The following is a 25,506-nucleotide window of genomic DNA, read 5'->3' as shown; positions in this document are numbered from 1 at the left end:
TCCAGTTTGGTAATTTACCTACTTTTTTACTGTTCACAGATGCGATAATACACGATACAATAAAATCTGATATGGACTTTCGACCTTTGGCAACTTCATCCATTGCCGGAGGCGATTCTTTTCTCTTCTATAAGGGGGTTTCATTTCTAATGAAACATTTGAAGAAATTTAGCTTGCTGGCCTTGGCTATGCTTACGGCCGTTGCGCTCGCTTTGCCGCTCAGCGCATCCGCCGATGCCATCGCCGGTCAAACTGTGGTGACGTTGGGTAAAGACCTGACAGGAACCCAACGCGATGCCATCTTGAAAGAGATGGGCGTTGACGAAACGCAGGCGAAAATTATTGAAGTCACTAACCAAGAAGAATATCAGTACTTGGGGAAATACTTGAAAGCGGATGTTATCGGTCGTCATGCTCTGTCTTCTGCCAAAATCGTCTTGACTGAATCCGGCAAAGGCATCTCGGTGAAAACCAACAACATCTCTACCATCACCGACAGTATGTATGCGAACGCAGCCATTACCGCGGGTATCAAAGATGCGGACATTTATGTAACCGCACCGATCCGCGTATCCGGTACCGCTGGCTTAACCGGGATCATCAAGGCTTTTGAAACGGCCACAGGCAAAAAAATCGATGAAAACACCAAGCAAGTAGCCAACGAAGAGATTGTTCGCACGCAAGAGCTTGCCCAAGAATTGGGCGACTCAAATAAAGCCGTGCAATTCATCAATGCCGTGAAACAGGAAGTGGCGCAAGAAAAACCGCAAACTCCCGAGGAATACAGAGATATCATCATCAACGTTTCCAACGATTTCAATATTAATTTGAACGAACAAACGATCAACCAATTGATCCAATTCTCTCAGCACTTCAGCTCTTTGAACATTGATTGGGACCAACTCGCTCAACAATTTGAAAACTTGCGCGGGGACATCAAAAACATTTTGAATGCCGAAGTAACTCGAGGATTCTTTGACACCATTTTTGAATGGTTAGGCGACTTGTTTAGCGCGATCGGTGACTTCTTCACCTCCGCTTCTTCTCAAAAATAAACTTTGGCATTTTAAAAGCAGAACCGGCTTAAAAAGCCGGTTCTGTTTTTTTTATCGAATGATTGTTTCCAAACAAAAAAACTGCCGGCTTTAAACCGGCAGTCAGTGCATTAATTGGATAGCCACTTTTTGAACATATGAACCGTTGCATCCCGGTTGCTCTTGGCAATCGCTGTCGTGAGCGGAATCCCTTTGGGACAAGCTTGCACACAGTTTTGCGAGTTCCCGCACTCTTGCAACCCGCCGTCATCCAACAGCGCTTCCAGTCTCTCTTCTTTGTTCATCGCCCCAGTCGGATGGGAGTTGAACAGTTGTACTTGTCCCACGACAAACGGGCCGACGAAGTTGGATTTGGAGTTTACGTTAGGACATGCTTCCAAGCACACGCCACAGGTCATGCACTTGGACAGTTCATAGCGCCATTGTCGATCATTTTCAGCAATACGCGGACCAGGTCCCAGATCATGGGTGCCATCGATCGGAATCCAAGCTTTCACCCGCTTCAGGGCGTTGAACATCCGGCTGCGATCCACAACCAGGTCGCGAATCACAGGGAACGTGCGCATTGGCTCAATGCGGATCGGTTGTTCCAACCTGTCGACAAGCGCCGTACACGCTTGGCGTGGCTTCCCATTGATAACCATGGAACAGGCGCCACACACTTCTTCCAAGCAGTTAGATTCCCACTGAACCGGTGCGACTTTTTCACCTTTCGCATTAACGGGGTTCCGTTGGATCTCCATCATCGCAGAGATCACGTTCATGTTTTTGCGATAAGGGATTTTAAATTCTTCTTTATACGGTTGGCTGTCTGGACCATCTTGACGTGTCACAATCAGCTGTACATATTGTTGCTCGCTCATTTTTTGTCCCCTCCCTTATCCACATCGTAACGGCGCGGACGGGGTTTGATCAGAGAAGTGTCAACCGGCTCATACTCGAACACTGGACCGTCAGGAGTGAATTTCGCTTTGGTCGTTTTCAACCAATCTTCGTCATTGCGATCCGGGAACTCCGGTTTGTAATGTGCCCCACGGCTTTCGTTACGATGGTATGCGCCAAGCGTGATAACACGCGCCAATTGCAACATGTTCCACAGATGGCGGGTGAACGGCGCCGCTTGGTTGCTCCATTTGCTGGTGTCGATCATGTTGATATTTTGGTACCGCTCCATCAATTCTTGGATTTTTTCATCCGTTTTCTTCAGACGGTCATTGTAGCGAACCACCGTTACGTTATCCGTCATCCATTCACCCAGCTCTTTGTGCAACGCATAGGCGTTTTCGTTTCCGTCCATCTTCAGGATGTTTTCGTACTTCTCTTCTTCCAGCTTTTGCTGTTTGTCAAAGATGTCCGTGCTGAGCGAATCGACATGTTTGTCCAGTCCACGCACATATTCAATCGCTTTCGGTCCAGCAACCATACCACCGTAAATGCAGGACAAGAGGGAGTTCGCACCCAGGCGGTTTGCACCGTGGTATTGATAGTCACATTCACCCGCAGCGAACAAGCCGGGAATGTTGGTCATTTGATCATAGTTGACCCACAGGCCACCCATGGAATAGTGTACGGCCGGGAAGATTTTCATCGGGACTTTGCGTGGATCTTCACCCATGAATTTCTCATAGATCTCAATGATCCCACCCAGCTTGATATCCAATTCCTTCGGATCTTTGTGGGACAAATCAAGATAAACCATGTTCTCCCCGTTGATGCCAAGCTTATCGTCCACACACACTTTGAAGATGGCGCGGGTAGCGATATCGCGTGGTACCAAGTTCCCATAAGCTGGGTACATCTCTTCGAGGAAATACCATGGTTTGCCGTCTTTATATGTCCAGACACGGCCACCTTCACCACGAGCCGATTCGGACATCAGGCGGAGTTTGTCATCTCCAGGGATTGCAGTTGGATGCACTTGAATAAACTCACCGTTGGCGTAATAAACCCCTTGCTGATACACAGCAGCCGCCGCTGTTCCAGTGTTGATCATGGAGTTGGTGGACTTACCGAAGATGATACCGGGTCCTCCTGTCGCCAAGATCACCGCATCAGCAGGGAAAGCGACAATTTCGCCACTGCGCAGGTTTTGCGCGACGATCCCGCGGCAACGTCCTTCATCATCTTTGACAATGCTCAAGAACTCCCAGTTTTCATACTTGGACACTTTACCTTCGGATTCGTAGCGACGCACTTGTTCATCCAACGCATAAAGCAATTGTTGCCCTGTGGTGGCACCTGCAAAAGCGGTGCGGTGGTGCTTCGTTCCCCCGAAGCGGCGGAAGTCGATCAACCCTTCCGGCGTGCGGTTGAACGGAACCCCCATGCGGTCCATCAGATAAATGATCCCGGGCGCGGCTTCACACATCGCTTTGACCGGTGGTTGGTTGGCGAGGAAGTCGCCTCCATAAATGGTGTCGTCAAAGTGTTCCCATGGGGAATCCCCTTCCCCTTTGGTGTTTACCGCACCGTTGATGCCGCCCTGTGCGCACACAGAGTGAGAGCGTTTCACCGGTACGATGGAAAATAGTTGGACGTGGGCTCCAGCCTCAGCTGCCTTGAGCGTTGCCATCAAGCCAGCCAGGCCCCCACCGACAACGATTAGTTTTTCATTCATGAGAAAAGCTCCCTTCTAATGCTGTGCCATTTGACCCATAAAGTCAGCTTGCGCGAAGGCCAACAGCGCAGAAATGCCGAGATAAGAAACAAGGACAAACACAACCGCCCACACATAGGAAGAGACGCGTTGCGCACGCGGCCCCACTGTCACACCCCAAGTAATGAGGAACGTCCACATACCATTGGAGAAGTGGAAAACAGCCGCAACCAGCCCGATTATATACAACGCCAAATTGACTGGATTTTGCAGGATTTCATGCGTCAAATTGGCAAGCTGGGGAGCGGTCATGTCATAAAGCGCCACTTGCACGCGAGTCTCCCATACATGCCATACGACATAAATGAGGGTGGCGACACCTGTGATCCGTTGCAAGGTGAACATCCAGTTGCGAAACGTATTAAAGTTGCCAACATTGTTTTTGGCTTGCAAAGCAATATACAGACCATAGACGCCATGGTAAAGGAGCGGCAAGAAAATAAAAAAGATTTCCAGAACAGTGAGGAACGGGATTCCCCAAAGCCATTCTACCTGTTCAACAAATGCTTGTGCCCCTTTGGTAGCAGCATAGTTGGAAAATAAATGTTCCACCAAAAAAAAGCCCACCGGTATCACGCCTAGCAAAGAGTGTAACCGACGGTTGAAGAAACTGCGTTCTCTGCTCATCATTTGCCTCCAATCTTGGACATAGTCGCAGTAGAGTCAGTGGGTTTCAGCACTCTCTCAAACTGCTGACAAAAAAGTTGAGAAAGGGGTTTCAACTCGCTATTTATTTTACTCCCATCCGGATGGGGGCGTCAAGGAATGTCAACCTTCCTCTCTTGGCTTAAGCCGTCCGGAATGCGCTTTATCTCCCACTTTCGACGACCACATCCGCCAATTCGGGACCAGAGTCAATCGCACAGGGGAAAACGCAAGAAACTCCCTCCAGCAAAAGCGGGGGAGTTTCTTGCGTGGCGATCGCCTACCAAGCAAATGGCCGATCCCTCTCCACTGGCGGCGCTTCGGGGTCTTCCAGCCAGCACTTGACTTGATGGGTATCCGACAGCCGGGTCTCCGGAGGCGCTTCTTCAAAACAGACATGCATCGCGTAGGGACAGCGGTCAGCAAATGGACATCCTTGCGGCGGTTTATACAAGTCAGGTGGCGATCCTGGGATGGGTTGCAACTCTCGATCCCGCGGCTGATCCAACCTCGGCATCGACTGCAACAACCCCCACGTATACGGGTGACGGGCCTGACGGAAACATTCATTGACTGTTCCCGTTTCCACAACTTGTCCGCCGTACATCACACAGACGCGATCAGCTGTTTCAGCCACCACGCCTAGATCGTGCGTAATCAGGATGATAGAAGTTCCCGTCTCCTCTTGCAGCATTTTCATCAATTCCAAGATTTGCGCCTGAACCGTCACATCCAAGGCCGTGGTCGGCTCATCCGCAATCAGCACCTTCGGGTTGAGGGCCAAGGCCATCGCAATCATCACCCGTTGCCTCATCCCACCGCTGAATTCATGCGGGTATTGCTCCAATCTGCGTTCAGCTTGCGCAATGCCTACCCGTTTCAACATCTCGGTTGCACGCGCTTTGGCCTCATCCGTTCCCATCTTCCGGTGCCAGCGAAGCCCCTCGATGATTTGCTCACCAACTTTCATCGTCGGATTGAGGGAAGTCATGGGGTCCTGAAATATCATCGCGATTTCCGCACCGCGGATGCGAAACATCCCTTTCTCTTCCATCCGCGTCAACTCAATGCCATCATAGCAGATCTCCCCGCCCTTGATCCGGCCCGGGTGTTGGAGCAGCCGCATCACAGCCAAGGCTGTCACACTCTTTCCGCTTCCCGACTCTCCCACAATCGCCAACGTTTCCCCGCGGGCCAGCGAAAAAGAAACGCCTCGCACCGCTTGTACTTCCCCTTTGTCCAGCTGAAAAGACACTTCTAATCCGTTTACTTCAAGCAGCTTCTCCACCTTTTTCCCTCCTTATTTACGCAATTTCGGATCAAGTGCGTCGCGCAACCCATCCCCAAACGCATTGAAAGCCAACATGGTCAGGCACAGGAACAGTGCCGGGAAAAAGAGGCGCCACCACTCCCCTGACAACACCGTTACCAGCGCATCATTGATCATCGTACCCCAACTGGCTACAGGCGCTTGCACTCCCAACCCCAAAAAGCTTAAAAACGCTTCTGCGAAAATGGCGCTCGGCACCGTCAGCGTCAACATGATCAGGATAGGCCCCATCGCGTTTGGTATCAGATGTTTGACCAGCAGACGGGAAGTGGAGGCCCCCAGCGCTTGCGCGGCCAGCACATACTCCTGTTGTTTCAACTGAAGCACTTGTCCCCGCACGAGCCGCGCCATGTTCAACCAACCGGTCACGGTGAGCGCGAGAATAATCGTCCCCAATCCCGGCGGCAAAATAACCATGAGCAAAATCACAGTCAATAGATAAGGAAGACCCCACAGGACATCCACTATCCTCATCATCACTTCATCCATCCGGCCACCACGAAGCCCGGCAATGCCTCCATAAACTACGCCGATGCCCATGTCGATCATAGCGGCCGCCAATCCGATCGCGAGTGAAATGCGCCCACCTTCGCACACCCGCACAAACACATCTCGCCCCAAATCATCCGTACCAAACCAATGCTCAGCCGACGGCGGCAAATTACGACCCGTTTGCAGGTTTTGCTCATTGTATTCATATTCGGACAGCATCGGCCCGACAATAGAAAGAATCGCGATCAAGACAATGGTAATGAGACCCGCCATAGCTAACGCATTTTGACGCAACCGTCGCCAACTCTCCCGCCAATACGACACCCGGGGGCGACGAATCGCCTCCATCGCCGGCCTTGAACGGCTCACACGCTGAAAACGGGGATGATACACCGGTTCCATGTCACTCGCCTCCTTTGGCCAACTGAATCCGTGGATCAATCCAGCCATAAGCCAGATCAACCAGGAAATTGACGATAATCAACAGCGAAGAGTAGAACAGGGTGATTCCCATGATCAAAGGATAGTCACGGTTGGTGATGCTTTCCACAAAATACTTGCCAATGCCCGGTATGGAAAAAATGCTCTCAACCACAAAACTGCCCGTCAACACTCCGACCGTGAGCGGCCCCAATACAGTAACCACAGGCAAAATCGCGTTGCGGATCGTGTGACGGACGATCACGAACAGAGGAGGCAACCCTTTGGCTCTGGCCGTACGCACATAATCTTGTGTCAAAACCTCAACCATGCTCGACCGCATCAGCCGAGTCACGCTAGCCAGAGGGAATGCTGCCAGTGCGATTGTCGGCATCACAGTAGACGCAAATCCTTCCCACGTGGCCACCGGCAAAAGTTCCCACTCGACCCCCAAATATTTTTGCAGTATCGGGGCCAACACAAAGCTAGGCACAGAAATCCCTAACACCGCCACCATCATGGAGAAATAGTCCAGCAACCTGTTTTGTCTGAGTGCAGCCAAGACACCCAAAGCAAGACCCGCCACAACCGCTACCAACAACGCTTGCGCCCCCAACTGGGCCGAGACAGGAAAGCCTTCCGCCACAATCTCATTAATCGTGCGGGTTTCATATTTGAAGGAAGGGCCCAAATCCAGCATCACCAGATTTTTCATATAATGGATATACTGAACGGGCAGCGGATCATCCAATTGGTAGTATGCATACAAGTTACGCAACACTTCTTCGGGAAGTTTCTTTTCATTGCTGAACGGATCACCTGGAATCGCTTTCATCATCATGAATGTGACCGTCGCGATCACCCAGAGTGTCAACACCATCTGTAACAATCGGGACATCACATATTTGACCAACACCAACACCCCCTAAAACAAAAATAGATAGATCGATTCAATTATTTTAATCATCACCTAAACAATGATTTTCAGTCAATAAATAATTTTATCATTAATCAGTTTATTATAATTCCACTTAGCTTTCTCAGCGGAATAGGGATACTGATCTACTCCGGTCTATTATATGAGATGAAATTACAGAATAGAAAAGGCAGTCCGCCCTCCCCAGACAGACTGCCTCGCTTGTCTACACCTTCACTTCGATCCGGTCCAAACCAAACGCCGAATGTAGGCGGCGCGCCCCTTCCAGAGCCTGCTCCCGCTCCACTACGCAGGAAATTTTAATCTCGGAAGTGGAAACCATTTTCACCCGAATGCCCGCTTCGCTTAACGTGGCAAACATCTTGGCCGCTACGCCCGGGCGAGCCATCATCCCCACGCCCACCGCGGAAACCTTGGCCAATCCCCCTTCATACAAAATCTTGGCAAAGTCCAACTCACTTTGCGCCGCCTCCAATACCTGCCGCGCTTCCAAGCCTTCTTCTTCATTCACGCTGAAAGCCACATCAACCCGTTCATGATCATGTTCGCTCTGAACGATGATGTCCACATTGATATGCGCCTCGGCCAACAATCCAAACAGCCGCGTTAACGTTTCTTCATGATTCGGCAATCCCAACACCTTGATTCGTGCTACTTGCAGGTCGTGTGCGATGCCGCTGACATGATGCGAGGTTTCCATCTCATTTTCCCCCTTAATCCAAGTGCCCGATTCATTGACAAAGCTAGAGCGCACCACTAATTTCACCTTATTCCGCAACGCGGCTTCCACCGAACGGGGATGAAGCACGCCCGCCCCCAAGTGAGCCAGTTCCAACATCTCTTGGTATGAAATCTCATCCATCTTCTGCGCCGCCGGAATTACGCGGGGATCTGCCGTATACACGCCTTCAACATCTGTGTAGATTTCGCAATAATCGGCTCCCAGAGCAGCCGCCAATACAACGGCCGTCGTATCTGAGCCGCCCCTTCCCAATGTCGTGATCTCCCGTTGAGAAGAAATCCCTTGAAACCCGGCGACGACCACAATTTCCCCTTGATCCAACGCAGTAGTGATCGTCTCCGTATACACATCATGAACCATCGCCCGGCCATGGACACAATCGGTGGTAATCCCTGCTTGCCAGCCAGTAAGCGAACGAGCTTTCAATCCTTTCCGATGCAAGGCCATGGTTAATAACGCGATGCTCACTTGTTCGCCTGTCGCAAGCAACATATCCATCTCACGGGGAGAAGGGTGTGGATGAATCTCTTTGGCCATCCCAACCAATTGATCCGTGGATTTTCCCATCGCCGACACCACTGCCACACAACGCTTCCCTTGTTCATAGGTACGAGCTATGATCTCTGCCACGGCTTGAATCCGTTCAATGCTTCCTACCGAGGTACCGCCAAACTTTTGCACCACGATGCTCATGCTTACTCTCCTCTCGATTCTGCATAGTCGGCTGGGGCCTGACTGGCAAAGCAAACTGACCCCTAAAAGCGGCGGACAAACCGGTTTTCCATAAACCGATGGCTAAAAAAACCGCAGATATGAATCAGACATGACCCAGAAAGGCCTGTAAAAAACAGAAAAGGCCACAGCAGAGAATCGCTCGCTGTCGCCTTTGATTTCTTTCGCTCCAGCTCGCTCATCTACTGCGGATTAGCGCTTCACAAAAGCAACCCATGTACTTTTGTGACAGTCCTGTTCCTGTTCGGATACAGTCCCAGCCTGCTTTCTGTCGGGTCTTCCAGCAAACTTCGGCGGCGTTTCCCTTTCCTTGTCCATCAACGGCCCGTCCTCCGGACAAGTACTCATGAAACCCGCGCCTCTACTCCACAATGAGTGGCGAGAATTCAAATAAAATATTAATTTTTATGATATTAACACAGCTCGATCCAAATTGGCAAGGGCGAAAAAAACATTTGCGCAAAACATTTTCACACTGATTCTTTATGATAAACATATAAATCACAATATATTTGAGGGATGAAGCGGATGATCAAATATCCTCGCACACGCCATTTGTCGGGACTACAACCCGAACTGGCTTGGCGGGAAGCGGGAGATGTTGGTGCAACTCGTCCGGCATAACGGTTTGCCACTATGTTTTTTTGAAAAGCCTGACCCCGAGAAGGCGGTGGTTGGCGCCAGCTGGCAGATCCGCCTCGATTGGGTTGCCATGTTGACCGAAGCTGATGTGCGCGGGCGAATTTGCCCGGACCAAGCGGAATTATTGGATCGGATCGACGACTTGCTATATGACGATACTGACTTTGAAATCATCCGGATCTCCCAGTCGTTTCTTTGGATCGCATTCGGCAGCCGCATCCCCCCTACAGCCAATCAGAGGGAAGTGGTTCGCCTTGCCAAAGAAGAAGCCAAATACCGGCTACGACGAAAACAACCATTTATCTGGAACGCCACCAATCTTTGTCGGCATTTGCGCGTACCACTTGTAGATCTATTCGCATCCTATAGTGCGCATGTTAGCATCGTGTATATCGTGTATATCGACGCGTCGCTTGCGCTGTTGTTGTCCCGTAATCGCGACCGGAAACAGGCCGTTCCCGCAGCAACGATCTGCAAGCTGATGCAAAGATTAGAGGTTTCTGCAGCCGAAGAAGCGCACCAAGTAAGGTGGATCGAAAGCAAACAAGCCTGACTCCCTATGGAAGCCAGGCTTCTCTTTCACCCGTTAGCTGGCATAATGCTTTAAAACCTTTTGCAAACGGAGCGCAGCTTCAATCGAGCCTTTTACTTTCAGCTTGCCCATCATCACTGCTGTCGTCGCTCCCAATTTTCCCGTGACGAGCTTCAGCAAATCCTCATCTTTGATCTGCAACGAACAAGTCGGCTCCCATTTGTTTCCTTCGGCCCACTCCGCTTGTCCATCTGCAAACCGCACCTGATACGTCCCACTGGTCACTTCCAACTGATATACATCGTTCAAATGACTGATTCCCGTTGGATCTTGATTGATTTTCTCCGCCAATGAAGTGAAAACCTGGATTAGTTCCACACCTGCCACTCCTTTTTGTTATGATAAATTGATTATAATGCAAAAAAAGCTTTACTTGGCATCTTTCTGGCGAAACGATATAATGGCTAAGAACAGACCAGGCTATTTTAGCCTGTTGGAGCGTGAAAATATGTTTAGTAGTATCGGTTTACCCGGACTTATTGTTATCCTCGTTGTCGCCCTGCTTTTGTTCGGGCCAAAAAAATTGCCCGAATTGGGACGCGCAACTGGACAAACTTTAAAAATGTTCCGCGATGCAGTATCCGGTAAAGATGATTCCAAAGAGAAAAAAGAGGATAAATCATGACGCAAGCTCACCCGTTTGGGGTGAGCTTGCTCTCTTTTTTCTCTTCTTCCTGCTTGATGAGATGAGCGGTATGCAGCCCGCTGATCGCCGCCATCGCTTGATCCCCTCCCGGATACGTTCCAGCGCCTGCATAATACAACCCTTGCCGCTTGCGATCCTTGAGCGGTTGGCGAATCGCCGCACGAAACCCATGAAAAGCACGTCCATTCAACGCCCCACCATAAGCCCCCGTCATTTCCTGCAAATCAAGCGGTCCCAACCACTGCTCTACTTCGATCTGCTCACTCAGACCTTGCAGACCCCAAACCCGTTCCAACAAGTACAAAAGTCGCTCGCGGTACAATTCAAATTGGCCCGGCTTCAGCCCGAAGCTGGCTGGCACCTGCGCAGTGACACACAAATTGCAACCAGAGCTGGTGCGATCCGCTTCATACAAACAGGGGTTCCCCACATAAATCAGAGGGGCGTCAGGCCATTCCCGCTGTTCAAACAAATCAATATAGTACCGCTCCATCTCGCGCGGATAAAAATAATTATGATAATGCAACACAGGGTACGTTTCTTTGCAACCAAGCAAACCCACGACCTGCGAACAGCTGAGTTGCCTCATATCCGGCGTGTATTGCTCATCCTTCAACAACGACACCCTCGTTTGGATGGGATCGATGCAAGACACCACTATGTCCGCCTCCCATTTTTCCCCGCCTGCATCTACACCTGTCACTTTACGATCAGACCACAGGATTTCATCCACAGCGCATCCCGTGTGCAACTCCACACCCCGCGACTGCGCCAAGCGCACCAACGCCTCAATCAACCGCTCATTCCCGCCTTCTATGTAAGATACTCCCTGCACCAATTCCAAGTAGGCGAACATCGCCACCACCGCAGGCGCCTTATAGGGGGAAGAGCCAACATAGGTTGCATAACGGTTCATCATCGCCAGCATGCGGGCGTCGTCGAAAAAGCGCCGATGAAAAGCATCCAGCGGCTGCAACAGCTTCATCTTCCATGTCGATTTCACCGCTCCCGGACGAAGCAGATCTGTCCAACTTACTGTAGGACTGGCTAAGAGCGTATCTTCCACCCACTCGTATATGGTTTGTGCCGCATACAGATAGTCCAAAAAACCAGTGCGGTTTTCCGGTGAAAATCCCGTCAGTTGATCGGCCATCGCCTCGCCATCTGCAGTTAAATCAACAATCGACTTATTGTAGAAAAAGTGCCGGCTGTTTACTGGCAAGGGAATGAACCTCAGCGAAGGGTCAACCGCTGAACCGGCTTCCCGAAAGATGCGTTCAAACACCCATGGCATCATCATCGGCGCCGGCTCCAAATCAAATCGATACCCTCCTCCCAATTGGATTGCGCGGCACGATCCACCCACCTTGCTTTCTTTTTCAAACAGGGACACCTTGAAATCCATCGTGGCCAATTTGATCGCCGTCACCAAGCCGGCCAAGCCGCCACCAATGATGATCGCTTTTTTCATTGCTGTGATCGCCCTTTCTTCCATCTTCGCCACCATTGGCCGGCCTGCTTCAGCCTGTCCCGCACGCGATTCCACTGCTCCGGAAATGATGAGAAACCCTGCCAAGCCAGCTCAAAACCGGTAAGCCGGTTGGCAATCACCCCTTCTCGCATAGCATCCAACTCTAGCGCCAACTCCTTTTCACAGGCAGCGACCCATTGCCGACGATGACCTTTGGTAAATGTGTCCGGCAGCAATGGATCCGCTAGGCGGATATAGACATCCGGCCGACTTTGGGTAAATGACGTGTAAATCGCCACCGGAACAACTTGAATCTGCCCACCCGTTTCAAGCAACGACCCCAGCCCCGGCATGAAGCGGATAGGGCGCGCGTCTTGATGGACGGCTTCTCCTTGGCCCAAAATCCACAACGAACGAAACCGCGAAGACAACAGCTCTTTTCCAGATTCCAGCGCTGACCGCCACTCCTGATAATCATCCGGGTCGACTTCGATAAATCCTTGATCTTTCAATAATGAAAAAAAAGGCCACGCCCGCTCTTGCAGCAGGACATAGGCGTCTTGGCGCAGATATGCGTGATTCAGCCACAACACGAACAATGGATCCCACCAATGGCTATGATTCACTAAATATAAGGTGGGAGTAGACACATTGATGCGTTCCGAACAGTTGACATACATCCGCGCAAAATGACGCCGCAACACACCTGTCACCATGGCATGCACAAGCGGCGTAAATCGTTTATTTTTCTCTTCCTCAATCATCCGGGTCACTCCTCTGTCCGCATATGACGCCCTTCTTTGGCAATGCCGTCCATGAACACAGTGACTGCCATCTCCACCAGCCGTTCGATCTCCTCCACATCCGTTTCCTTGCAGCAATGTTTCGCCAACGTATCCAACATCCCCAGCCACAATTCCACCAGTATCGGAATCTGCTCGGCCTGCGCACGCACTTCCCCTTGCTCCACCCCCTCTTGAATCAGATCCTGCAACGGCTTCACGATGGCACGATGCAACGTGAGATGCACGCGTTGGGTCAAGTCAGGACGCAATTGTTCATCCACATCGCGCATCAGCTGTTGCATCGACATGGCGGCATGGTGGAAAAATCCTGTCGCCAAAAAAATGAGGCGTTGTCGGACACTTCCCCCTTTCGCGATTCCCCGTTGGATATGTGTCCCAGCTAGTTCCAGTTTTTTGCACACCACCGCCGCAAACAATGTCTCTTTATCAGGAAAATAATGATACAGTGTCGGTTTGGTGATCCCCACGGCGTCCGTTATCATACTGATCGAAACAGCAGCATATCCGCTTTTTAAAAACAATCCCGCCGCTTCGCATAAAATCTTCTGTTCAGTGTCCATTGTACCTTCCAAATCTGAGCGCCTTGGCCTACCCGGCGCTCGCTTTACCCGGTCCTTCAATCTCATACCCCTTTTGATTTTAATTTCAATTCATGTACCATCATACCAATCACGATCAAAAATACAATCAACTTCTTTTAAGCCGATTCTACACGGTTTCTCCCCTTGTTTCCACCCTGTTTTTTCCAACAAAACAATGAAAAAACGCCCCTTCAAGGAGGCGAAACGCGACCGGCTGACGAGCAATCGTTTAAATATTCCAAATTAATATCCCAAAAAAACCCATTTTATTTCAACCAGTCTGCAACTTGAGACAGACGCCGCTCGATTTGATCCAGTTGTTGGTTCATCAAGCTAAACTTCATATTTACTTCTTTGCGAAGTTCATGCAATTGTTTTGCGATGAGGGCAATGTTGGTTTCCACATATTCCATGTTGTAATCAGCATCGTCCGACACATGCGGGCTGGACTCAGGTTGCCTCTTTTGATACGGTCTCTCCCGCAAATAACGGAATACCTCATGCGCGTTTCGCACACCCACTTCATCCAGCTCCTCAGCCAATTGCAATACATATGTACGAACGATTTTATAATTATTTTCGATGAGGCAATACTCGAACAACGCGTTGATGACGCCATTAGAAAAAGCGTGTTTCTTCTTCAATTCATATACCAGCTGGACCAACTGTTTGGACAAAGGTTGGCCTCCCGTATATTGGCGCAAAAATTCTACCGGTTCGGTATTCTCCATTTTAAGAATTTGTTTGTCAAGTGCTGTCATAAATACCCTCCCGCATCAAATATGTACCCTCATTATATCAAAAATTGCAAAAGAACGATTATAAATTTGAAAGATATGAACATAAATAAAGCCCTGCCCGACACTCTGACCGGGCGGGCTCATGTCTTCACAGGCGTTTTTCGCTTCAGGGCTTCCATAATTGTTTGGGCTAATTTGTCACTGATGCCGGCTTTGCGGAATTCTTCCAGGCCGGCTTCGCGCATCTTGTCAATCGATCCGAAATGGCGGAACAATTGTTGTTTGCGTTTCGGCCCCACGCCTGGAATATCGTCCAGCTCGGACTTGATCAATTGTTTGCCACGCGTTTGCCGGTGAAACGTAATTGCAAACCGATGCACTTCTTCCTGGATGCGTTGAATCAGATAAAACGCTTGGCTCCCTTGTTTGATACCTGTTTCTTGCGGCGGGTCTCCAAAAAGCAACCTTGCGGTACGGTGCTTTTCATCCTTGACCATTCCCCCGACCGGAACATAGAGGCCCAGTTCGTTTTCCAACACATCCAAGGCCGCGTTCATCTGCGTTTTACCTCCGTCGACCAAAATTAAGTCGGGCAACGGCAAACCTTCCTTCAACACGCGCGTGTATCGGCGGCGAATCACTTCCCGCATCGTCTCCACATCATTGGGCGATTGCACAGAACGGATTTTGTACTTGCGGTATTCTTTCTTCTCTGCTTTCCCATCGATAAAGCACACCATCGCTGATACGGGATCAACCCCTTGAATATTGGAGTTGTCAAACGCCTCAATCCGACGTGGCAAACCGATGCCAAGCGCATCCCCCAATTGGTTAAGCGCTTGAAACGTCTTCTCTTCATCTCTTTCCATCATCTGAAACCGTTCATGCAAAGCAATTTTGGCATTTTCCATCGCCATTTGCACCAAGTTCTTTTTCATGCCTCGTTGCGGAATGGCTACCCGCACCCCGGAAAGCAATTTTGCAATTGTTTCCCAGTCCGTTTCTTGCGGCAAGTCTACTTCTTTAGGGAGGGTAGGCGCTTCATGGTAAAATTGCGCGACGTAAGACAAAAAATCTTCCTCCGGTTCATGATAGTGAGGAAACACGGAAACATCACGCTCAATCAGCTTTCCTTGCCGCACATAAAAAACCTGTACGCACATCCAGCCTTTCTCCGCGGCGTATCCAAACACATCGCGATCCACATGGTCATTGAGAACGATATTCTGCTTTTGCATCACCGCATCAATGTCCGCCAGCAGGTCGCGAATCTCTTTGGCTCGTTCAAACTCCAGATTCTCAGCTGCCTCTTCCATTTTTTTGCGCAGATCTTGCTTTAATTCAGGGTACCCCCCGTTAAGAAAACGGGTCACTTTGCGTATAATATCTTCGTAAGCTTCCGCTTTTACCTCATATTCACATGGCGCCAAGCATTGGCCCATATGGTAATACAGACATACCCGTTTAGGGATCGTCTGGCACTTGCGCAACGGGAATAAGCGATCCAACAACTTCTTAGCTTGCTGGGCGGCTCCGGCATGGGGATACGGACCGAAATACTTCGAGCCGTCTTTTTTCACCTTGCGCGTCACTTCCAAGCGGGGATGCCGCTCTTTGGTTAACCGGATGTATGGATAAGATTTGTCATCCTTTAACATCACGTTGTAACGCGGCCGATGCTTTTTTATCAAGTTGCACTCTAAAATCAAGGCTTCCACCGGCGAACCGGTCACAATATACTCGAAATCGCAAATATCCATGACCAATCGTTGCGTCTTACCGTCATGGCTTCCTGTAAAATAAGAACGAACCCGGTTTTTTAAACTTTTGGCCTTGCCCACATAAATGATTTCCTGATCACGATTTTTCATCAGGTAACACCCAGGTTGATCAGGAAGCAGGGCCAATTTCTCTTTCAGCATTCCCCTCTCCTCCTTTCCGCGCGGCAGTGCTTTGTCCCATGCATACCCACAGCGGCAAAGGACCGCCCCTGTCGCCGTTTTAAGCCTTCAGGCTATCTTAGTCCATCGGTAAAGAAGGCCTAATATATTATATCAATTTGCAGAGCTTACGGCATGGTGAATCTTGCCTTGGGCCGACACTCTGGAACATTTGGTGAATCTTTCCTTCTTATTATAGACAAATATATAATTTATGTTTAATATTATTTAGTCTAGAAATATACAAACTGTTCAGGAGGAACCAATGGAATACATTAAAAAGTATGGTTTTAAATTAGCCTGGATCCAACTTCTTGGCATGATCGTCCTCTTTGCTATGTACTTGGGGGCCATGCTTGTAAACTATCTGATCTCACTAGCCCTCGGTTTGTCCAACATAATGGCCAATACCAATCCATTTGAATCGACAACACAATTGGATACGTTAGAATCCGCAGCACAAATGGGGACCGGCCTCATCATCCTCAGCATTGTTCTTTATTTGGGCCTGCTGGCAATCGAATTGATCATCGGCGCCATGTCGACAGGGGCCATTTATGGGATTAGCATTGAAGCAGTGTTTAACAATCGCGTATCTTTAAGCTTGTATTTCCAACACATGTTTCGCCACATCAAACGCTTGACTCTGTTGTCGCTAACGACATTTCTCCTGCTGGTTCCAATTATCATCGCCATCGTGGTAATCTCCGCTATCGCAGTCGCAAACCCATCCGACGTCAGCGGCATCACTCTGTCGCTCTCTATCTTGGCGTTCGTGATCTATAGTTTGTTCATCATCGCCATCACCATCTTTGCCCCCATCATGATCATTCATGAAAAAAGACCGGTATGGGAGTCGATCAAGCTATCAGCAAAGCTGTGGAGTCGCTCCTTCGGCAAATCCTTCGTCACCGTGCTGGCCGCTTTTTTCACCAGCTCGCTCATCATCGTGGGGTACTTATTGCTCGTGGTGTGCTTCGCACTTCTCACGGGCGTCTCTTTCGATAACGGCTTGAACGGATTGGGCTCCATGTCAATGATCTTTTTGGTGATTTTCTGGATTTTCTTCTTTATCTTCATCCTTCCTCTGGCATCGGTCAGCTACTATCTGATCTTGATCGGTCGCTATAAAAAACGTCTGCGTCCTGTTCTATTCCCAGCGCAAAAACAAGAGGCACCAGCGGAAGCACAATCCGGTGAGGAAAAACCAGCAGACGCCGACGAACAGTCCAACCAATCTCCAGACATGTAAAAAAGGCCTTGGCATTATGCCAGGCCTTTTCTCTTGCGTCTACAGGTGTTCCTTCACCCAAGCAACCAATTGCTCTTTCGGTTGGACACCCAACGCTTTGTCCACCGCTTTCCCGTTTTTGAAAATCATCAGGGTCGGAATCGACATGATGCCAAATTGACCGGCAGATTCCGGGCTGTTGTCCACGTTTACTTTCACAATTTTCACTTGATCGCCGATCTCCGCATCAACTTCTTCCAAAACGGGGGCCAGTTGGCGGCATGGGCCGCACCACGGAGCCCAAAAATCGACCAAGACAACACCAGCGTCCGGACTCTGGACTTCTTTATCGAATGTTTGATCCGTAATTTCCACAATCGCCACGGTCAAACCCTCCTTCTATGTGCCTATGTAACAGGTTCTTTGCTAGTATACCACTTCATCAAAAAAAGTTCCAAGCGTTTCGTCTCACGAAATGAAAAGAAGAGCACAACGGTGTGCCCTTCTCGTATTCACCCAAAAACTCTTTTCTATTTACGCTTGATCAGCAAGCAACTTCTTCAGCTCTTCGGTCAACAGCGGTACAACTTCAAACAGATCGCCGACAATGCCGTAATCGGCTACTTGGAAGATCGGCGCTTCAGGGTCTTTGTTGATGGCGACGATCACTTTGGAGTTGGACATGCCTGCCAAGTGCTGAATCGCTCCGGAGATACCGCAAGCGATATACAGGTCAGGGGTGACCACCTTACCTGTTTGCCCGATTTGCAAAGCGTAGTCGCAGTATCCTGAGTCACAAGCTCCGCGTGAAGCACCCACTGCGCCGCCCAAGAGGTTGGCCAGCTCTTGCAGCGGTTTGAATCCGTCTGCGCTTTTCACACCGCGTCCGCCGGAAACGATGACGCGCGCTTCGGACAGATCTACCCCGTCAGTCGATTTTTTCACCATGTCTTTAATCAGTGTGCGCAGGGAATCTGCTGCAAACGTTACGGTCACCTCTTCGATGTCCGCTTGACGAGAAGCGTCGGGTTCTCCCGCAGGAATGTTGTTGGGACGCAAGGTAGCAAAAACGGTCCCCTCAGTAAATACCTTTTTGACAAACGCTTTGCCGGCATAAATCGGACGGGTGAGAACGATTTTGTCCCCATCCAACTCCACCTGCGTGCAGTCGGAAACGAGCCCCAATCCAAGACGCGCAGCCAGACGAGGGCTAACATCTTTACCCACGGCCGTGTGACCAGTAAAGATCACATCCGGCTTCACTTCTTCGATCACTTTTTTGTACGCTTGGAAGTATGCATCCGTCGTATATTGATCCAACTCTTTGTTCAACACGACAACCACTTTATCCGCACCGTGTTCGGCAAGGGTGCCGGCCAATTCTTTAGCTCCTGACCCCAACACCGCTGCCGTCACTGTTCCTCCCGCCGAAACTGTGCGTGCCGCTGCCAGCGCTTCCAAGCTAACATTGCGGAGTTTGCCCTCACGAACATCAGCCAGTACCAATACGTGTTTGCCCATGTTTCGCTCCTCCTCGCCGTTAGATCACTTTGGCTTCCGAATGTAGTAATTGCACCAGTTCTTTCACTTGATCAGGAATGTCGCCTTGCAACACTTTGCCCGCTTCTTTCTTAGGCGGCAAGAAGATCTCGGTGATCTCCGTTTTTGCTTTGATGTCTTCTTCATCCAAGTCGAGATCATCCAACTCCAAGCGCGTAAGCGGTTTCTTTTTAGCTTTCATGATGCCCGGCAGGGATGGATAACGAGGGTCGTTCAACCCTTGCTGTGCCGTCACAAGCAATGGCAACTTGGTTTCAATGATTTCCAAGTCCCCTTCCACGTCTTTCTCCACTGTTACCTTGTCGCCATCCACTTCCAGCTTCACAATCGTTGAAACATGGGGGATCTCCAATAGCTCTGCCAATCGGGGCCCCACTTGGGAAGAGCCGTCATCCACCGCCATCGACCCGCACAAGATCAGATCGTATTCCAAGTCTTCCTCTTCGATCGTCGCATGCAGAATTTTAGCGATGGTGTGTTCATCAACAGCGTCATCCAAATCTTCGATGTCGACAATCACGCCTTTGTCAGCTCCCATCGCCATCGCCGTGCGCAACGCCTGCTCGGCGCGATCTGGCCCGATGGTCAACACCGTCACTTCGCCACCGTGTTTTTCTTTCAGGCGAATCGCTTCTTCTACTGCATACTCATCGTAAGGGTTGATGACGAATTCCACACCCTCTTCGCTGATGCGGCCATTTTCAATGGTGATCCGCTCTTCGGTGTCAAACGTTTGTTTCAAACATACGAGGATATTCATGCGGCTTCCCTCCTAAGCGTTTGCATCATTTCGTTGGCTTCCCATCCCATTGACAAATAAGCGATGCAATTCATCCACTTGATCCATCAACCGATACTTGTGATCCTTCATGATCCAAGATGTGACGGTCTCATCCAACGTGCCGAAAATCATCCTGCGCGTGATCCGCACATCGAGATCCTGGCGAAACACACCTTCTCGCATCCCTTTTTCGACAATGCCGTCGATTACATCCAAATACCGTTTGAGAATTTCCCCAATCCCTTTGCGCACTTCGGGATTGGATTGCCTCAGCTCAATCTGCGTGACAATCGCCAGTTGGTGATCTTTTTCCAGATGCTCAAAATGCAAGCAGATCAGTTTGTACAACTGGTCGACAGCTGAATCGACTTGAGCCAGTTCCTCTTCTGCCCGACTGATAAAAGCTCCCATCTTCTCACTGAACAAGGAGATGAGCACGTCATCTTTATTTTCAAAGTAGAGATAAATGGTACCATCCGCCACCTTGGCTTCACGGGCAATTTTGGACACCTGGGCGTTATGATAGCCGTATTCGGCGATCACGCGAGTAGCCGCATCAATAATCGCTTCATACTTTTCTCCTGTCCGTTTAGCCATGGTCATGTTCCCCTCTGCCTTATCACTGAATGACTATTCATTCAATTTCAAGTGTAGTATGACATTATTCAATTGTCAATGTATTTTTATACTTTTGATGTCGACTTTACCAATCAACTCTTTATTACGCTCCTTCGTTCTCGTTTTTTTGCATTTCTTCATCTAATAATACCCTTCTTAATACTTTTCCGATTGTCGATTTTGGTAATTCTTTTCGAAATTCGACTAGTCGCGGAATTTTATAGCTGGCCAAGCGCTCCCGACAAAACTTTTCCAACTCTTTTTCAGACAATTGCATGCCTTCTTTTAACACAATATACGCTTTGACCGTCTCTCCCCGGTAAGGATCGGGCACACCGACCACTGCTGCTTCCTGAATCGCGGGATGCTCAAACAGCACTTCTTCCACCTCGCGCGGATAGATGTTAAATCCACCGGCGATGATCATATCTTTCTTGCGGTCAATGATATAAAAATATCCGTCTTCATCCATCTTGGCAATATCTCCTGTACACAACCACCCGTCAACCAGCACTTTGGCCGTCTCTTCCGGACGCTTCCAATACCCTTTCATCACTTGGGGTCCTTTCACTTGCAACTCCCCTGCTTGGCCCGGCGGCAGCACTTCTCCCGTTTCCAAGTCCACAATGCGCGCCTCCGTGTCCGGCCACGGCAACCCGATCGTCCCGCTTTTGGTTCGTTCCCAAATCAAGTTGGCATGGGTTACGGGAGAAGATTCGGTCATGCCATACCCCTCGATCAACAAGCCGCCCGTTAACGCTTCAAACTGCTCTTGCACTTCGATTGGCAACGGAGCCGATCCACTCAGACAAGCGTTGATGGAAGATAAGTCATACTTTTTGATATCGGGGTGGTTGATCAATCCCACATACATCGTGGGCGCCCCTGGAAAATACGATGGGCGGTGTTCCGTAATCAGCTTGAGGATCAAATCGCGGTCAAACTTCGGCACAAGGATCATCGTTGCCGCCAAGCGCACCGCAAAGTTCATCACCACGGTCATCCCATACACATGAAAAAAGGGAAGCGCTCCCAAAATCGTGTCTGCCCCCCGTTGCGCTTGGTACATCCACGCCTCCGCTTGGCAGCAATTCACTACCAAGTTGCGATGGGTCAACATCGCGCCTTTGGCAAGTCCGGTCGTCCCTCCGGTATACTGCAACAACGCCACGTCGTCTCCGGAGTCATATGGAGCCTCCACCGGACTAGACGGGGCTTGAGACATGATCTTTTTCAATTTAAACACGCCAGGTGCTTCCGGAATCTCCACATGCGTGTTGTCAAAACGGTTCTTCAGCTGGAACAACCAGTTCTTCGGAAACGGCAAATAGTCAGAAATACTCGTAACTATTATATGTTTCAGTTTTGTTTGCGCTTTCACTTCACTGACTCGAGGATACACCATATCCAAACAAATGAGAGTCTCCACTTCTGCATCATTCAATTGGTGCTCGAGCTCCCGCTTCATGTAAAGCGGATTAAATTGCACCACGATACCGCCTGCAAACAGTACGGCGTAATAAGCGATAACGGCCTGTGGTGAGTTGGGCAACATGATGCCGATCCGCTCTCCCCTTGATATCCCCAGCGACTTCAACGCATGTGCAAGGCGGTAGGAATCTTCCAACACCTGGCGATATGTCATCCGCTTTCCCAGAAAGAAAATCGCGTCACGCTCCGGATAGTCGCGAGCGGCGTCCACCAAAAACTGCGTCAATGGAACATCCGGGTAATTCAGATGATGGGGCACTTGTGGCGGGTAATGTTTAAGCCACACTTTTTCCGTATCGGCCATCAGAACTCCTCCTCTTTTCGACTGAACAGTCATTCAATTTTGCGGTGCGATTATTAAGAATTAACACTATGATCACTATAGATTATTTTATCTAATTTTTGACCATTTTTAAATACATATAAAAAAATCCCTGTGACTTTTCACAAGGATTATTTCATTTACGGTCAGGATCCTGAGGTGACAGCACGCGCGGTCGCTTCGTCTTGTTGGGCATCGGCGTCCGAACGAGCACATCCCAGAGTGCTTTGCCATTAAAAGGAATCAACGGCCACAGGTAAGGCGTTTGCAACACTTCGATGCGCATCAGCCATACAAACCAGAACAACACACTACCAACAAAGCCGACCCATCCGAATAATGCCGTCATCGCCAAGAAGAAAAGTCGCGACAGCTTATTGGCTAACCCCAATTCATAACTGGGGGAAGCAAATGTACCAATCGCTGAAATGGCCACATACAAGATAACTTCCGAAGTGAATAGCCCCACTTGCACCGCGGTCTCTCCCAACAAAATCCCGGCAACCAAGCCCATGGCCGTAGCCAACGGTGACGGGGTGTGAATCGAAGCCATCCTTAACACTTCTACACCGATATCGGCAATCAATATCTGTAAAAACAAAGGAATCGCTGCTTTTTTGTACGGCCCGATCACCGCGAGTTCGGCGGGGAACAGGTCGGGCTGGGTGGCGATCAGATACCACAAAGGCAGAAGAAACAGCGAGGCCAGCAAGGCCAACAACCTTGTCCATCGCAAAAACGCCCCGACCACAGGCTGTTGGCGGTATTCTTCCGCATGTTGTACATGATGAAACAGAGTAACAGGGGTAATCATGACACTGGGGGAAGTGTCCACATAGATCAGCACATGCCCTTCCAACAAGTGTACCGCCGCCACGTCTGGCCGTTCCGTGTAACGAACCATCGGATATGGATTCCAATACCGCTTGAACAGGTATTCTTCCAAGCTTTTCTCCGCCATCGGCAGACTGTCTGTTTTCACTTTACCGATGGCCCGCCGCACTTCTTCCACAACCCCCGGATCGACAATATCTTTCACATAAGCGATGCACACATCGGTCCGTGACCGCGTCCCTACTTGCATATATTCCATCCGCAAGCTGGGATCGCGCAGATGACGGCGTGTTAACGCCGTATTGAAGATGATCGTCTCTACAAACCCGTCACGCGCCCCCCTGACCACCCGCTCGATGTCCGGCTCTTCTGGACCGCGGGCCGGATAGGTGCGGGCATCGATGATGATCGCGGTTGCTTCCCCTTCCACCAACAACACCGTAGGGCCTGACAACACCGCGTTCACTGCTTTTTCCAGCTCATTCGTCGTCTCTACTTCGATATAGGCGATTTCCGTGTTTACCAACTTCTCAATCGCATCGGCGCGCAATTCCCTGGGACTCAAACGGGCCAATTGCTCCATGATGCGATTGAGGATATCGTCCTTGGCAAACCCGTCCACAAAATAAAATGCGCACGCTTTGCCCCCATATTCCGTCCGGCGGCAAATCATATCAAAACTCTCATTGACCCCCAATATTTCATTCAACCAGCGCACATTGGTTTCCAAATCAGCGGTCAATTTGGCTGTTTGCCACCAAGGCTTTTGCTGTTGATCGGTCATCGGCACCACCTGCCTTCCATGCTGATAGATTCCATTATGGTCACAATTGATGGCAGGCAAACAAAAAAAGGCGCGGGTGCCCATCCCCTCAATGGAGAATGTCCACCCGCACCCTATGGATTGCAAGGTCAATTCTTGGCCCGCTTGCTCCCGTTCGACGGCCACAGCTGTTCAAACAAAATGCAGATAACGGTTCCCACCAACAATCCATTGCTGAAAAATGACTGCAACACGGAAGGCATGGATAGGAATAGTGAAGCTGGCAAAAACATCATCCCGGCACCCAGTGACAACGTCAAACCCAATATACGTGTCCGCCTTGGATCAAGTGGCTCTTTTAACACACCGTGCAATCCCAATCCGAACATCTGGCCAAACGATGCCAATAAAGCGGCATAAGCAATCGGCCCTGGCAACTTGGACAAAAATCCGATGACCACCGGAATTAATGCCACCCCGGCCAATGCCAAACAAGCGGTCAAAAAAGGCCCTCTGCGCTTTTGGCCCGTCATTTCTACAAAGCCCGCCGCCACCGTCAAGGGAACCATTCCCACCGTGGAGAACAACGCCGACAAGATAGTGGCCACCCCCGACCAGATTCCTGCCCGAGTCAGCACACTTGGCGTGACCTTCGCTTCCCCTGTCAATACCTGCTGCATCGCGTTCGTGCTAGCAATCAGATTGGACAGCAAGATCAAGGCGACCACGATAGCGGATACCGCCATACCCGGTTCAAAAATAGGCCCTCCCCAAGCCATAAATTCAGGCAGGGTGAAAAAACCGCTATGGGTGACCGAATTGCTTTGATAGCCCAAGGCCGTAAATCCGGCCCAGCCAACCATAATCCCGATCAACACGGCATAGCTACGCATCCAGCCTTTGCCCCACGTAGTGAATGATAAGACCAACACAAACACCACTAAGGACACGCCGACGAGATCCCAGCGAACAGTTCCGCTCGCCGTTCGGATATCCATCATTCCACGTAAAAAAACGCCGCTCAATTGAATGGCCAATAACATAAGGAAAGAACCCGTCACCAATGGCGTAAATATCCCTAACATCTTTGGGATTAAGCGTAACCCGGCCAAGAGCAAGATCAATAGCCCAGCGATGATCATGCCGCCAACCATGACACGCAACACCTCTTCGGGCTGCTGACCCGTGTTGGCCGCCAACTCTCCCATGATGACAAAAATACCGAGCCAAATTCCGGCTGGCCCGTCTGATAGAGGAAAACGATGACCCAACCAGCCTTGTAAAAATGATGTCAGTCCTATCACAAAAAAAGTACGTTGCATCAACCCGGCGACTTCCTCCGGCGGCAAATGATAAATTTGCCCGATAACAATCGGCAAGGACAACGCATTGGCGAGCAAAAAAATAAACCATTGCGCCGTGGTGAAACCGAAGGAAAACCAACTTGTCTGTCTCATGGCATTACCATACCCTTCTAAC

24 protein-coding genes and 1 riboswitch are annotated in these 25,506 nt (G+C 49.9%); of the genes, 4 read left to right on the top strand and 20 right to left on the bottom strand.

Annotated elements, in window-relative coordinates; translation table 11 throughout:
* The first annotated feature begins 149 nt into the window (after positions 1-149).
* The gene (locus EDC32_RS02905; RefSeq protein ID WP_132219942.1) at positions 150-1,055 is read left to right on the top strand and encodes a DUF1002 domain-containing protein; all 906 of its coding nucleotides are present in this window, start codon (positions 150-152) and stop codon (positions 1,053-1,055) included.
* A 110-nt stretch (positions 1,056-1,165) separates the two neighbouring features.
* On the opposite strand, the gene sdhB is transcribed toward EDC32_RS02905, so the two are convergent.
* The 7 genes from sdhB to EDC32_RS02870 form a co-directional block, all read right to left on the bottom strand.
* Positions 1,166-1,918, bottom strand: coding sequence for a succinate dehydrogenase iron-sulfur subunit (gene sdhB, locus EDC32_RS02900; protein WP_132219941.1), 753 nt, complete (start codon positions 1,916-1,918; stop codon positions 1,166-1,168).
* Complete coding sequence (gene sdhA / locus EDC32_RS02895) at positions 1,915-3,672, bottom strand: succinate dehydrogenase flavoprotein subunit (protein ID WP_132219940.1); 1,758 nt, start codon at positions 3,670-3,672, stop codon at positions 1,915-1,917. The genes sdhB and sdhA overlap by 4 nt, the downstream gene beginning before the upstream one ends.
* 15 nt (positions 3,673-3,687) lie before the next feature.
* Entirely contained in the window at positions 3,688-4,338 is a 651-nt protein-coding gene (locus tag EDC32_RS02890; protein WP_281275208.1) for a succinate dehydrogenase cytochrome b558 subunit, read from the bottom strand.
* A 298-nt stretch (positions 4,339-4,636) separates the two neighbouring features.
* Positions 4,637-5,644 carry an ABC transporter ATP-binding protein gene (locus EDC32_RS02885; RefSeq protein ID WP_132219938.1) on the bottom strand — a complete coding sequence of 336 codons (1,008 nt, stop codon included), beginning with the start codon at positions 5,642-5,644 and terminating at the stop codon, positions 4,637-4,639.
* A 12-nt stretch (positions 5,645-5,656) separates the two neighbouring features.
* Complete coding sequence (locus tag EDC32_RS02880; protein ID WP_132219937.1) at positions 5,657-6,580, bottom strand: ABC transporter permease; 924 nt, start codon at positions 6,578-6,580, stop codon at positions 5,657-5,659.
* Between the two features lies 1 nt (position 6,581).
* Positions 6,582-7,511: an ABC transporter permease gene (locus EDC32_RS02875; protein WP_158283207.1), complete on the bottom strand. Its 930-nt coding sequence runs from the start codon at positions 7,509-7,511 to the stop codon at positions 6,582-6,584.
* A 229-nt stretch (positions 7,512-7,740) separates the two neighbouring features.
* On the bottom strand, positions 7,741-8,970 hold the full coding sequence (locus tag EDC32_RS02870; protein ID WP_132219936.1) for an aspartate kinase: 1,230 nt from the start codon (positions 8,968-8,970) through the stop codon (positions 7,741-7,743).
* Between the two features lie 224 nt (positions 8,971-9,194).
* Positions 9,195-9,381, bottom strand: a riboswitch (Lysine riboswitch).
* 232 nt (positions 9,382-9,613) lie between these two features.
* On the opposite strand from EDC32_RS02870, the gene EDC32_RS02865 reads away from it, so the two are divergent.
* A complete protein-coding gene (locus tag EDC32_RS02865; protein WP_158283206.1) occupies positions 9,614-10,204 on the top strand; it encodes an AAA family ATPase in 591 nt (196 codons plus the stop codon).
* Positions 10,205-10,237: 33 nt separating this feature from the next.
* Here the strand turns inward: EDC32_RS02865 and EDC32_RS02860 are convergent, their stop codons facing one another.
* Positions 10,238-10,561 (bottom strand): SCP2 sterol-binding domain-containing protein, encoded by a 324-nt coding sequence (locus tag EDC32_RS02860; protein WP_158283205.1) that lies wholly within the window; start codon positions 10,559-10,561, stop codon positions 10,238-10,240.
* Positions 10,562-10,643: 82 nt separating this feature from the next.
* On the opposite strand from EDC32_RS02860, the gene EDC32_RS02855 reads away from it, so the two are divergent.
* Positions 10,644-10,868, top strand: a complete 225-nt coding sequence (locus EDC32_RS02855; RefSeq protein ID WP_281275207.1) for a twin-arginine translocase TatA/TatE family subunit — start codon at positions 10,644-10,646, stop codon at positions 10,866-10,868.
* A gap of 7 nt (positions 10,869-10,875) precedes the next feature.
* On the opposite strand, the gene EDC32_RS02850 is transcribed toward EDC32_RS02855, so the two are convergent.
* The 5 genes from EDC32_RS02850 to uvrC all read right to left on the bottom strand — a co-directional run bounded on the left by EDC32_RS02850 (position 10,876) and on the right by uvrC (position 16,409).
* A complete protein-coding gene (locus tag EDC32_RS02850; RefSeq protein WP_132219933.1) occupies positions 10,876-12,396 on the bottom strand; it encodes a phytoene desaturase family protein in 1,521 nt (506 codons plus the stop codon).
* Positions 12,357-13,124: a lysophospholipid acyltransferase family protein gene (locus EDC32_RS02845; protein WP_132219932.1), complete on the bottom strand. Its 768-nt coding sequence runs from the start codon at positions 13,122-13,124 to the stop codon at positions 12,357-12,359. The genes EDC32_RS02850 and EDC32_RS02845 overlap by 40 nt, the downstream gene beginning before the upstream one ends.
* A gap of 5 nt (positions 13,125-13,129) precedes the next feature.
* The gene (locus EDC32_RS02840) at positions 13,130-13,726 is read right to left on the bottom strand and encodes a TetR/AcrR family transcriptional regulator (protein WP_158283204.1); all 597 of its coding nucleotides are present in this window, start codon (positions 13,724-13,726) and stop codon (positions 13,130-13,132) included.
* A gap of 287 nt (positions 13,727-14,013) precedes the next feature.
* Positions 14,014-14,508 (bottom strand): DnaD domain protein, encoded by a 495-nt coding sequence (locus tag EDC32_RS02835; RefSeq protein WP_132219930.1) that lies wholly within the window; start codon positions 14,506-14,508, stop codon positions 14,014-14,016.
* A 119-nt stretch (positions 14,509-14,627) separates the two neighbouring features.
* Positions 14,628-16,409: an excinuclease ABC subunit UvrC gene (gene uvrC / locus EDC32_RS02830; RefSeq protein WP_132219929.1), complete on the bottom strand. Its 1,782-nt coding sequence runs from the start codon at positions 16,407-16,409 to the stop codon at positions 14,628-14,630.
* A 283-nt stretch (positions 16,410-16,692) separates the two neighbouring features.
* Here uvrC and EDC32_RS02825 point away from each other — a divergent pair, with 283 nt between their 5' ends.
* The gene (locus tag EDC32_RS02825; RefSeq protein ID WP_132219928.1) at positions 16,693-17,679 is read left to right on the top strand and encodes a hypothetical protein; all 987 of its coding nucleotides are present in this window, start codon (positions 16,693-16,695) and stop codon (positions 17,677-17,679) included.
* 39 nt (positions 17,680-17,718) lie between these two features.
* On the opposite strand, the gene trxA is transcribed toward EDC32_RS02825, so the two are convergent.
* From trxA to EDC32_RS02790, 7 genes are all read right to left on the bottom strand, one after another.
* On the bottom strand, positions 17,719-18,042 hold the full coding sequence (gene trxA / locus EDC32_RS02820; RefSeq protein WP_132219927.1) for a thioredoxin: 324 nt from the start codon (positions 18,040-18,042) through the stop codon (positions 17,719-17,721).
* A gap of 150 nt (positions 18,043-18,192) precedes the next feature.
* A complete protein-coding gene (locus EDC32_RS02815; protein ID WP_132219926.1) occupies positions 18,193-19,179 on the bottom strand; it encodes an electron transfer flavoprotein subunit alpha/FixB family protein in 987 nt (328 codons plus the stop codon).
* 19 nt (positions 19,180-19,198) lie between these two features.
* Positions 19,199-19,978, bottom strand: a complete 780-nt coding sequence (locus EDC32_RS02810; RefSeq protein ID WP_022735909.1) for an electron transfer flavoprotein subunit beta/FixA family protein — start codon at positions 19,976-19,978, stop codon at positions 19,199-19,201.
* A 12-nt stretch (positions 19,979-19,990) separates the two neighbouring features.
* Entirely contained in the window at positions 19,991-20,596 is a 606-nt protein-coding gene (locus EDC32_RS02805; protein ID WP_022735908.1) for a fatty acid metabolism transcriptional regulator FadR, read from the bottom strand.
* Between the two features lie 124 nt (positions 20,597-20,720).
* Entirely contained in the window at positions 20,721-22,412 is a 1,692-nt protein-coding gene (locus tag EDC32_RS02800; protein WP_132219925.1) for an AMP-binding protein, read from the bottom strand.
* A 154-nt stretch (positions 22,413-22,566) separates the two neighbouring features.
* Complete coding sequence (locus EDC32_RS02795; RefSeq protein WP_132219924.1) at positions 22,567-24,048, bottom strand: spore germination protein; 1,482 nt, start codon at positions 24,046-24,048, stop codon at positions 22,567-22,569.
* 128 nt (positions 24,049-24,176) lie between these two features.
* Positions 24,177-25,484 (bottom strand): purine/pyrimidine permease, encoded by a 1,308-nt coding sequence (locus EDC32_RS02790; RefSeq protein WP_132219923.1) that lies wholly within the window; start codon positions 25,482-25,484, stop codon positions 24,177-24,179.
* Between the last annotated feature and the right edge of the window lie 22 nt (positions 25,485-25,506).

The sequence above is a fragment of the Laceyella sacchari genome, from assembly GCF_004343255.1.
Lineage (GTDB): Bacteria > Bacillota > Bacilli > Thermoactinomycetales > Thermoactinomycetaceae > Laceyella > Laceyella sacchari.
Note: the sequence above shows the minus strand (reverse complement) of the source record. Positions and strands in the feature narration are given on the sequence as shown.